At 76.4% G+C, this 12,219-nt stretch carries 1 protein-coding gene; it reads left to right on the top strand.

All coding sequences use genetic code 11. The features are described 5' to 3' along the window. Positions 1 to 12,159: type I polyketide synthase (locus ACIRYZ_RS41235; RefSeq protein WP_402953789.1), on the top strand; the 12,159-nt coding region annotated here is incomplete at its 5' end. Positions 12,160 to 12,219 lie beyond the last annotated feature (60 nt).

Genomic DNA, 12,219 nt, shown 5'->3' with positions numbered 1-12,219 from the left:
GCGGAGCTGGGTGCCCGCACTGAGGTGGTGGCCTGCGACGCCGCCGACCGCGAGGCCCTCGCGAAGGCCCTGGACGGCCGGACGATCAGCGGTGTCGTGCACGCGGCCGGTGTGCTGGACGACGGTATCGTCACCGCGCTCACGCCCGAGCGCCTGTCGGCCGTCCTGCGCCCGAAGGCGGACGCGGCCTGGAACCTCCACGAGCTGACCAAGGACCAGGACCTCAAGGCCTTCGTCCTGTTCTCCTCCATCTCGGGCGTGATGGGCACGGCGGGCCAGGGCAACTACGCGGCGGCCAACGTCTACCTGGACTCCCTCGCGCACTGGCGCCGCCAACAGGGCCTGGCTGCCCAGTCTCTGGGCTGGGGCGCCTGGATGCCCACCGCCGGCATGACCGGCACTCTCTCCGAGGCCGACCTGCACCGCATCCACGCCTCCGGCGTCCCGCCCCTCACCGAGGAGGACGGTCTCGCCCTCCTCGACGCCGCCATGGCCGTCGACGAGCCGTACCTGGTCGCGACCGGCCGCATGGCCGCCGGGGCCCGCCCGCGCGGCGAGGTGCCCACGGTGTTCCGCGCCCTCCTGCCCGGCGGACGCCGCACGGCCTCCGCCACCGGTACCGGCGCCGCGGCCATGACGGCCCTCGCCGCCCGCCTGTACGAGCTGCGCGAGACCGACCGGCTGCGCCACGTCGTGGACCTCGTCCGCACCGAGGCCGCCACCGTCCTCGGCCACGCCTCACCGCAGGCCGTCGCCGCCGACCGCGACTTCCACGACCTCGGCATCGACTCCCTCACCGCCCTCGAACTGCGCAACCGCCTCACCGCCGTCACCGGCCTGCGCCTCCCGGCCACCCTGGTCTTCGACCACCCGACCCCCGCCGCGATCGCGGACCTCGTCCTCGCGGAGGTGCTCGGCCGGCACGACGAGCCGGTGGCCCCGGCCACGGCGGCCGCCGCCACCGCCGACGACCCGATCGCGATCGTCGGCATGGCCTGCCGCCTGCCCGGTGGGATCGGCACGCCCGAGGAGCTGTGGGCGCTGGTCGCCGAGGGCCGTGAGGGCATCTCCGACTTCCCGACCGACCGCGGCTGGGACCTCGACACCCTGCTCGGCGGCGGCCCCGGCGACCGGGGGCGAAGCGCCACGGCGAAGGGCGGCTTCCTGCACGGGGTGGCCGACTTCGACGCGGCCTTCTTCGGGATCTCGCCGCGCGAGGCCCTCGCCATGGACCCGCAGCAGCGGCTCCTGCTGGAGACGTCCTGGGAGGCCGTCGAGCGCGCGGGGATCGACCCGACGGCGCTGCGCGGCAGCCGGACCGGCGTCTTCGTCGGCACGGGCGGCCAGGACTACCTGACGCTCGTCATGAACGCCCAGGAGGACATCGAGGGTCACGCGAGCACCGGCCTGGCCGCGAGCGTGGTCTCCGGCCGGATCTCCTACACCTTCGGCCTGGAGGGCCCGGCGGTCACCGTCGACACGGCGTGCTCCTCCTCGCTGGTGGCGATGCACCTGGCCGCGCAGTCACTGCGCAGCGGCGAGTGCACGCTGGCCCTGGCCGGCGGCGTCACCGTGATGTCGTCCTCGCTCGGCTTCCCCGGCTTCACCCGGCAGGGCGGACTGGCCCCGGACGGGCGCTGCAAGGCGTTCGCCGACGCGGCGGACGGGACCGGGTGGTCGGAGGGCGCGGGTGTCCTGGTGCTGGAGCGACTCTCCGAGGCTCGCCGCAACGGGCACCCGGTGCTCGCGGTCGTGCGCGGCAGCGCCGTCAACCAGGACGGTGCCTCCAACGGCCTCACTGCTCCCAACGGCCCGTCCCAGCAGCGCGTCATCCGTCAGGCCCTCGCCAACGCGCGCCTCTCGGCGGCGGAGGTCGACTTCGTCGAGGGCCACGGCACGGGCACCACCCTGGGCGACCCGATCGAGGCCCAGGCGCTCCTCGCCACCTACGGGCAGGAGCGCGAACGCCCGCTGCTGCTCGGCTCGCTGAAGTCCAACATCGGCCACACCCAGGCCGCCGCCGGCGCGGCCGGCGTGATCAAGGCCGTACTGTCGATGCAGCACGGCGTGCTGCCCCGCACGCTGCACGTGGACGCGCCGTCCTCGCACGTCGACTGGACGGCCGGTGACATCCGGCTGCTCACGCAGGCGGAGGAGTGGCCGGAGACCGGCCGGCCGCGCCGCGCGGGTGTGTCGGCGTTCGGGATCAGCGGCACCAACGCGCACGTGATCGTCGAGCAGGCGCCGCCGGCCGAAGCCCCCGCGCCGGAGCCGTCGGTGGCGCCGGGCGTCGTGCCGTGGGTGCTGGCGGGCAAGTCGGAGGCCGCGCTGGGCGCGCAGCTCGCCCGGCTCGAAGGGTTGGACGCCTCGCCCGTGGACGTCGGCCTCTCTCTGGCCGCCGGGCGGTCGCGGTTCGCGCACCGGGCGGTGCTGCTGGACGGCGCCGAGGTGGCCCGGGGCGTCGCCGACGGCGAGCGCAGGACCGCGCTGCTGTTCTCCGGACAGGGCGCCCAACGCCTCGGCATGGGTCAGGAGTTGTACGCCCGCTTCCCCGTGTTCGCCGAGGCCTTCGACGCGGTCTGCGCGCAGTTCGACCTGCCCGTCCGCGAGGTCGTGTGGGGCTCGGACGAGGAGCAGCTGAACCAGACCGCGTACGCCCAGGCCGGGTTGTTCGCCGTCGAGGTGGCGCTCTACCGGCTCGTCGAATCGCTGGGCATGCGGGCCGAGTTCGTGGCGGGGCACTCGATCGGCGAGATCGCGGCCGCGCACGTCGCCGGGGTGTTCTCCCTGGCCGACGCCTGCGCCCTGGTGGCCGCTCGCGGCCGTCTCATGCAGGCGCTGCCGTCCGGCGGGGCGATGCTCGCCGTGCAGGCGACGGAGGACGAAGTCCTGCCGCTGCTGGGCGACTTCGTGTCGATCGCCGCCGTCAACGGCCCGTCGTCCGTCGTCGTCTCCGGGGCGGAGGAGGCCGTCGCGGCGATCGAGGCGCACTTCGCCGACCGCAAGACGACGCGGCTGAAGGTCTCGCACGCGTTCCACTCGCCGTTGATGGACCCGATGCTGGCGGACTTCCGCGAGGTCCTCAACGGGCTGAGCTACCACGCCCCTTCGATCCCGCTGATCTCCAACCTCACCGGTGAACTCGGCGACGAGGACCTCCGCACCCCTGACTACTGGGTGCGCCACGTCCGCGAGGCCGTCCGCTTCGCCGACGGGATCCGCACGCTGCACGCCGCCGGTGCGACCGACTTCGTGGAGCTCGGCCCGGACGCGGCCCTGTCCCCGGCCGTCCGCCAGACCCTGGCGGACGCCCCGGAGGTCGTCGTCGAGCCGGCGGGCCGCCGCGGCCGTCCCGAAGAGAGCGCCCTGCTGACCGCGCTCGCCCGCCTCCACGTCGTCGGCGTGCCCGTCGACTGGGCGCGCCTGTTCGACGGCACCGGTGCCCGCCGCACCGGCCTGCCGACGTACGCCTTCCAACGCGAGCGCTACTGGCCGCAGACCCACACCCAGTCCCCCCGCCCCGGCACCGCCGCTCCGGACGACCCGTTGGACGCCCGCTTCTGGGCCGCCGTCGAGGGCGAGGACCTGGACGCCCTCGCCGCCGACCTCGCCGTGGACGGAGACGCGCTCGGAGCGGTGCTCCCGGCGCTGTCCGCGTGGCGGCGCCACCACCGCGACCAGTCCCTGCTGGACGCGCTGCGCTTCCACGAGTCCTGGCGCGCGCTGCCGGGCGGCTCGACGGCCCGCCCGTCCGGCCCGTGGTTGGTGGTGACGCCCGCCGAGGGCGGCGACGAGGCGTGGACGGAGGCGGCCTGCGAGGCCGTCGGACCGGACGCGCTGTGCCTGACCGTGCCCGCCCCGGAGCGCGCCGAGCTCGCTGCGCTGCTACGCGAACTGCCCTCGACCGGGCGCCCGTTCACCGGCGTCCTGTCCCTCCTCGCGCTCGGCCGTGAGGCCGACCAGGCCGCCGCGACCCTCGCCCTCCTGCAGGCGCTGCGCGACGCGGACCTCACCGCGCCGCTGTGGTGCCTGACGCGCGGCGCGGTCGCCGTGGCCCGTACCGAATCGCCGGCCGCGCCCGAGCAGGCCGCCGTGTGGGGCCTCGGTCGGGTCGCCGCGCTGGAGCACCCCCAGCAGTGGGGCGGCCTCGTCGACCTGCCCGAGGCGCCGGACCGGTCCGCGGTGCGCCGCCTGGCCGCCGTGCTCGCCGGCGCGGACGGTGAGGACCAGATCGCGATCCGCACCGCCGCCGTCCACGCCCGCCGTCTGGTCCCGGCCCCGGCCGGTGCGCCGGACGCGGGCTGGACGCCGGGGCGGACCCCGGGCACCGTGCTGATCACCGGTGGCACCGGCGGCCGGGGCGCCGCCGTGGCCCGGCAGCTCGCCGCCGCGGGCGCGAGCCACCTGCTGCTGGCGAGCCGCCGCGGGCCAAACGCCCCCGGCGCTGCCGACCTCGCCGAGGAGCTGAGCGGCCTGGGCGCCGCCGTGACGATCGCGTCGTGCGACGTCGCCGACCGCGACGCCCTCGCCGCCCTGCTGGCCGAGATCCCCGCCGACGCCCCGCTCACCGGCGTCGTCCACGCGGCGGGCACGGTCGACGACGGCGTCCTCGACGACCTGACGCCCGAGCGCCTCGCCGCGGTCCACCGGGTCCGCGCCGGGGCTGCCCTCCACCTGGACGAGCTGACCCGCGGCCTCGACCTGACGGCCTTCGTGCTCTGCTCCTCCGTCGCGGGCGCCGTCGGCACCCCCGGCCGCGCCACCCTCGCCGCCCCGGCCGCCGTCCTGGACGCGCTCGCCCAGCGCCGCCGTGCCGACGGCCTGCCCGCCACCTCCGTGGCCTGGGGCGCCTGGATCGGCGCCGAGTACACGGCTCCGGCCGAGGACGACGGACGCATCCAGCGCGCCGCCGTCCCCGCCCTGCACCCCGACCTCGCCCTGGCCGCGCTGCGTCAGGCCGTCACCCGCCCGGCCCCCGCGCTCGTGCTGCTGGACCTGACGCAGCCGCAGGTCCTGGAGAGCCTCGTCGGCCTGCGCGGAAACCCGCTGCTGCGCGACCTCCCGGCGGCCCGGCCCGCCCTGGAGACCGCCGCCGCGGCCCGCCGCGACTACGCGACCGCCGCCTCCGAACTCACCGGCCGCCTGCGCGCCCTCACCCCGACCGAGCGCACCGCCCTGCTCACCGACCTCGTCCGCACCCACGTCGCCGCCGTGCTCGGCTACGCCGACCGCTCCGCGGTCGCCGCGGACCGCAAGTTCCGCGACCTCGGCTTCGACTCGCTGACGGCCGTCGAGCTGCCCGCCCGGCTCGGCGCGGCCACCGGCCTCAAGCTCCCCGCCACCTCCGTCTACGACTACCCGACCGCCCAGGCCCTCGCCGAGCACGTCCTGGCCGAGCTCCTCGACACCCCGGCAGACCCGCTGCTGCCCGCCGTGCGGGCCGCGGCCGACGACGGCGAGCCGATCGCGATCGTCGGCATGGCCTGCCGCCTGCCCGGCGGCGTCACCTCGCCCGACGAGCTGTGGCGCCTGGTCTCCGAGGGCGGCGACGGCATCGCCGGCTTCCCGGAGGACCGCGGCTGGGACCTGCGGACCCTGCTCGTCGGCGACCGCGACGGCCGCGGCCGCAGCGCCACCCTGGAAGGCGGCTTCATCGACGCCGTCGCCGACTTCGACGCCTCCTTCTTCGGCATCTCGCCGCGCGAGGCCCTCGCCATGGACCCGCAGCAGCGCCTGCTGCTGGAGACCTCCTGGGAGGCCCTGGAGCGCGCCGGGGTCGACCCGCAGAAGCTCGGCGGCAGCCGCACCGGGGTCTTCGTCGGCACCAACGGCCTCGACTACGCGACGCTCATGATGAACTCGCGCGAGGACATCGGCGGCCACGCCGGCACCGGCCTCGCGTCGAGCGTGCTGTCGGGGCGCATCTCCTACACCCTCGGCCTGGAGGGCCCGGCCGTCACGGTCGACACCGCGTGCTCCTCCTCGCTCGTCGCCCTGCACTGGGCCGCCCAGGCGCTGCGCAACGGCGAGTGCGGACTCGCGCTCGCGGGCGGCGTGACGGTGATGACCACACCGGTGAGCTTCGCCGGCTTCACCGTCCAGAACGGCCTCGCCGCCGACGGCCGCTGCAAGGCCTACTCGGACGCCGCCGACGGCACCAACTGGTCCGAGGGCGTCGGCATGCTGGTCCTGGAGCGGCTGTCGGACGCCCGCCGCAACGGGCACCCCGTGCTGGCGGTCGTGCGCGGCAGCGCCGTCAACCAGGACGGCGCCTCGAACGGCATCACCGCCCCCAACGGCCCCTCGCAGCAGCGCGTCATCCGCCAGGCGCTCGCGAGCGCGGGACTGTCGGCCGCCGAGGTCGACGCCGTCGAGGGCCACGGCACCGGCACCGCCCTCGGTGACCCGATCGAGGCGCAGGCGCTCCTCGCCACCTACGGGAGGAACCGCGAACGGCCGCTGCTGCTCGGCTCGCTGAAGTCGAACATCGGCCACACCCAGGCCGCCGCCGGCGTCGCCGGGGTGATCAAGACCGTGCTCGCCATGCGGCACGGCGTGCTGCCGAAGTCCCTGCACATCGACCGGCCGTCCACCGTCGTGGACTGGACGGCGGGCTCGATCGACCTGCTCACCGAGGCCCGGCCGTGGCCCGAGGTCGACCGTCCCTGGCGGGCCGGGGTCTCCTCGTTCGGGATCAGCGGCACCAATGCGCACGTGATCCTCGAACAGGCCCCCGCGGTGACCGAGCGCACCGAGGACCAGCTGGTGCTGCCCGCCGTCGTCCCGTGGGTGCTCTCCGGCCGCTCCGAGGACGCGCTGGAGACCCACCTCGCCCGCGCCTCCGCCCTCGAACTCTCCCCGTTGGACATCGGCTTCTCGCTCGCCGCCGGACGATCCGCCTTCGAGTACCGGGCCGTGCTGCTCGCCTGCAGCGAGGGGCTGACCGAGGTCGCTCGCGGCGTCGCGGCGGACCGCTCGACGGCCTTCCTGTTCTCCGGCCAGGGCTCGCAGCGCCTCGGCATGGGCCGGGAACTGTACGCGCGCTTCCCGGTGTTCGCGGACGCCTTCGACACGGTGAGCGCGGTGCTGGACGAGCACCTGGACCAGCCGCTGCGCGCGGTCGTCTGGGGCGAGGACGCGGAGCTGCTGAACCGGACGCAGTACGCCCAGGCCGGGTTGTTCGCCGTCGAGGTGGCGCTGTTCCGGCTCGTCGAATCGCTGGGCGTGCGCCCGGAGTTCGTCGCGGGCCACTCGATCGGCGAGATCGCCGCGGCGCACGTCGCCGGGGTGTTCTCGCTCGGTGACGCGTGCGCCCTGGTGGCGGCGCGCGGCCGGCTGATGCAGGCGCTGCCGGAGGGCGGCGCGATGCTGGCGGTGCAGGCGACGGAGGACGAAGTCCTGCCGCTGCTGGGTGACTTCGTGTCGATCGCCGCCGTCAACGGCCCGACCTCCGTCGTCGTCTCCGGCACGCAGGAGGCCGTCGCGGCGATCGAGGCGCACTTCGCCGACCGCAGGACGTCCCGCCTGCGCGTCTCGCATGCCTTCCACTCGCCGCTGATGGACCCGATGCTGGCGGACTTCCGCACCGTCCTCAACGGCCTCTCCTACAGTGCCCCTTCGATCCCGCTGGTCTCCAACCTGACCGGCACCCTGGGTGCGGACCTCGCCAGCCCCGACTACTGGGTGCGTCACGTCCGCGAGGCCGTCCGCTTCGCCGACGGCGTCCGCACCCTGCGCGAGGCCGGGGCCACCGCCTTCCTCGAACTCGGCCCCGACGGCGTCCTCACCGCCCTCGCCGAACAGAGCCTCGGCGACGACGCGGCCGACTGCGTCCGCGCCGCCGCCCTGCGCAAGGACCGCGCCGACGAGCGCACCCTGCTCACCGCCCTCGCCGCGCTCCACACGGCCGGCGTCCCGGTCGACTGGGCGACCCTGTTCGACGGCACCGGCGCCCGCCGGGTCGACCTGCCCACCTACGCCTTCGACCACCGCCGCTACTGGCCGCGCCCGGCCGCCCTCTCCGGCGACGTCGCCTCCGTCGGCCTCGTCCCGGCCGACCACCCGCTGCTCGGCGCCGCCGTCCCGCTGGCCGACGACACCGACGGCGTGCTCTTCACCAGCCGCCTCGCCCTGCGCGTCCACCCGTGGATCCTCGACCACCGGATCGGCGGTCGGCCGGCCTTCCCCGCCGCCGCCTTCGTCGAACTGGCCGTCCGGGCCGGCGACCAGGTCGGCTGCGGCCGGATCGCGGAGCTCACGCTCGGCGACCCGCTGCCGCTCGCCGAGGACGACGAACCCGTCGTGCAGGTGCGCGTCGGCACGCCCGACGAGACCGGCGCCCGCCCGGTGGCCTGCTACGCCCGCCCCGGCGACGCCGCCCCCGACGAGCCGTGGACGCGCTGCGCCACCGGCACCCTCGTGCCCCAGGACACCGACCTGCCGGACCACGCCCAGGCGGTCTGGCCGCCGGCGGGCGCGCTCGCCGTCGACCTGGACGGCTTCTACCGCGAGCCCGGGCGCGGCCCGGCGTTCCGGGGACTGCGCGCCGCCTGGCTGCGCGGCGAGGAGGTGTTCGCCGAGGTCGAGCTGGCCGGCGAACCCGCCGACGACGCCCGCTACTTCGGCCTCCACCCGGCCCTGCTCGACGCCGCCCTGCACGCCGCCGTGCTGATCGGCGTCGGCACCGAGGAGCAGCTGCCGCAGCCCCAGGCCTGGCAGGGCGTGGCCCTGCACGCCGGGGGAGCGGCGGCCCTGCGGGTGCGCGTGGCCCGCCTCGGGGAGGACACGGTGTCCGTCACCGCCACCGACCCGGCGGGCGGCGCGGTGCTGACGGTCGGTTCGGTCGCCCTGCGCGCCCCGCAGGCCGCCGCTGCCGCCGCCCGCACCAGCCGCGACCCGCTGTTCCGGATCGAGTGGGTCCCCGCCCCCGCCACGCCGCCCGCCGCCACGGCGCCGAGCTGCACGGCCCTCGGCCGCGACGCCTACGGCACGGGCTCCTCGGCCGCCACCCTCGCGGACCTCGGCCGCCAGGCGCCCGACCTCGTCCTGGTCGCCCTGGACGGCCCGGCCGGCGACGTCCCCGAGGCCGTCCACGCACACACCACGCGCGTGCTCGCCCTCGTCCAGGACTGGTTGGCCGACGACCGCGCCGCCGCCTCCCGGCTGGTGTTCGTGACCCGGGGCGCCGTCCGGGCCGCTGACGGCGAGACCGTCCGCGACCTGCCCGGCGGCGCCGCCTGGGGCCTGGCCCGCACGGCGAACTCCGAGCACCCCGGCCGCTTCGCCCTGCTCGACGTCGAACGCACGGAGGACGTGGCCGCGGTCCTGCCGCTGCTGCCCGGCCTGCTGGCGGACGGTGAGGCCCAGTTCGCCGTCCGCGGCGGCGCCCTGCGGGTGGGCCGACTGGCCCGGCTCGCGGACGCGGCGGGGCTGCTGCCCCCGGCCGGAACGCCGTGGGTCCTGGAGGGCACGCTCGCCGACGACATGGCCCTGGTGCCCTGCCCCGAGGTGGCCGAGCCGCCCGCGGCCGGACAGGTCGCCGTCGCTGTCCGGGCCGCCGCGGTTCATGGAGGCGGCACCGGCGCGGCCGGCATGGTGACGGCGGTCGGTGACGGCGTGCCGGACCTTCGCCCGGGCGACCAGGTGTTCGGTGTGCTGGCCGCCGGGCCGAAGGCGGTCGCCGACCGGCGCCGGCTGGCCAGGCTGCCCGAGGGCTGGTCCTTCGAGGCCGCGGCCGCCCTGGCCGCCGACTTCGTCCCCGTCCGGCAGGCCCTCGGCGGCTCGGCCCTCCAGACCGGCCGGACCGTCCACGTGCACGCCACCGCCACCGGACCGGCCACCGCCGCCGTCGAGCTCGCGCTGCGACTGGGCGCCGACGTCTCCGCCACGGCCCCCGACGGGCTGCGCGCCACCCTGCTCGGCCACGGCCTGCCGCCAGAGCGGCTCGTCGGGCGTGCGGCGGCGGGGACCGACCTCGTCCTCGACGACGACGTCTTCGCCCACCTGCCCGCGCCGGACGCCGACGAGACCGCCGCGATCCTCGCGGAGCTCGTCGCCCTGGCCGGACGCGGCGAGCTCACCGCGCCGCCGGTCGCCGCGCACGACATTCGCGACGCGCGCAGCGCGCTCACCGCCGGGGAGCTTGCCGCCCGGACCGTTCTCACGATGCCCGCGGAGTGGAACCCCGACGGCACCGTGCTGATCACCGGCGGCACCGGCGCCCTCGGCCGCCACCTCGCCCGCCGTCTCGCCGTCAACGGCGCCCGCCACCTGCTGCTCACCAGCCGCCGCGGACCGGACGCGCCCGGCGCGGCCGAACTCCTCGCCGACCTGGCGGCGCTCGGCGCCGAGGCCCGCGTCGTCGCCTGCGACACCGCCGACCGCGCCGCCACCGAGGCCCTGCTCGTCGGCATCCCGGCCGAGCACCCGCTCACCGCCGTCATCCACACGGCCGGTGTGCTGGACGACGGCATCATCACCGCGCTCACCCCCGAGCGCCTGTCCGCCGTCCTGCGGCCCAAGGTCGACGCCGTCTGGCAGCTCCACGACCTCACCCGGCACCTGGACCTCGCCGCCTTCGCCGTCTTCTCGTCCATCGCGGGCGTCATGGGCAGCCCCGGTCAGGGCAACTACGCCGCCGCCAACGCCTTCCTCGACACCCTGGTCGACCACCGCAGGTCGCTCGGCCTGGCCGGCACCTCGCTCGCCTGGGGCCCGTGGGCCCAGGAGGCGGGCATGACCAGCGAGCTCAGCGAGACCGACATGCGGCGCATGCAGTCCGGCGGCATCCCGCCGCTCTCCGTCGAACGGGGCCTCGCCCTGTTCGAGGCCGCCCTCGGGTCCGCCGAACCGCTCGTCATTCCGATGGGCCTGGCCGCCGGGGGCATGCGCCCCCAGGGCGATGTGCCGCCGCTGTTCCGCGGACTCGTCCGCGCCGCCCGGCGCACCGCCTCGGGCGGCGGCGCGAGCGGCGCCGACGCGGCCGCCGACTTCACCCGGCAGCTGCTCGACCTGAACGAGCGCGACCGCATGCGCTACCTCGTCGACACCGTCCGCGCCGAGGCCGCCGCCGTCCTCGGCCACCCCTCCCCGGAGGCCGTCGACGCCGAACGCGACTTCTACGAGCTCGGGTTCGACTCGCTCACCGCCGTCGAGCTGCGCAACCGGATCGCCGCCGTCACCGGCCTGCGGATGCCCGCCACCGTCGTCTTCGACAGCCGCTCGCCGGTCGAGCTCGCCACCTGGATCCGCAGCGAACTCGCCAACCAGCGCACCGAGGACGGCGAGGGCGCAGCCGTCCTCGTGCCCGGCGGCGAACCCGAACTCGACTCCCTGGAGCGGCTGTTCACCGACGCCCTGGCCAACGGCAAGGTGCCCGAGGCCCAGCGCATGCTCGCGACCGTCGCGGCCCTGCGCCCCACCTTCGAGGCGACCGCCGAACTGGAGGACCTGCCCTGGGCGACCCGCCTCGCCGAGGGGCCCCGCCCGACCCGGCTGATCTGCGTCAGCGCGCCCACCGCCAACGCGGGCGTGCACCAGTACTCCCGGCTCGCCGCCCACTTCCGCGGCGAGCGCGAGGTGTCGGCGCTCCCGCTGGTCGGCTTCGCCACCGGCGAGCGGCTGCCCGCCACCCCCGAGGTCGCCACCCGGGTGATCGCCGAGAGCGCCCTGCGCGCCAGCGACGGCCACCCGTTCGTCCTCGCTGGTCACTCCTCCGGCGGCTCCTTCGCCTACGCCGCGGCCGGCCTGCTGGAGCACACGTGGGGCATCCGCCCGGCGGGCGTCGTCCTCTTCGACACGCTGAGCTTCCAGCACAACGCGGACGAGGGCACCGACTACACCGGCATGATGCGGCTCAACTTCACCGGCGCCGACTCGCCGGTGCGGCTGACCAACTCCCGGTTGTCCGCCATGGGCCGCTGGATGGTCCTGCTCAACCGCCTGGAGGTCCACCACACCACGGCCCCCGTCCTGCTGGTCACCTGTGACCGCGCCCTGACGGGCGTCGACGAGGCCCCCATCGAGCAGCGCGCCCAGGCCGAGCCGCTCGTGCCGGGCGCCCGGGTGGTCGGTGTCGACGCCGACCACCTGTCGATGATCCGCGAGGACTCGGCCCTGACCGCCGAGATCGTGGAGGAGTGGCTGCGCGGCCAGGAGTAGCCGCGGGCCGGACGGGCGTGACCGGCACCCGGAGGTGCCCGGCACGCCCGTCCGTGCTTC

The organism is Kitasatospora sp. NPDC101155 (genome assembly GCF_044768305.1).
GTDB lineage: Bacteria > Actinomycetota > Actinomycetes > Streptomycetales > Streptomycetaceae > Kitasatospora.
This window is presented reverse-complemented; position numbering and strand designations above follow the sequence as displayed.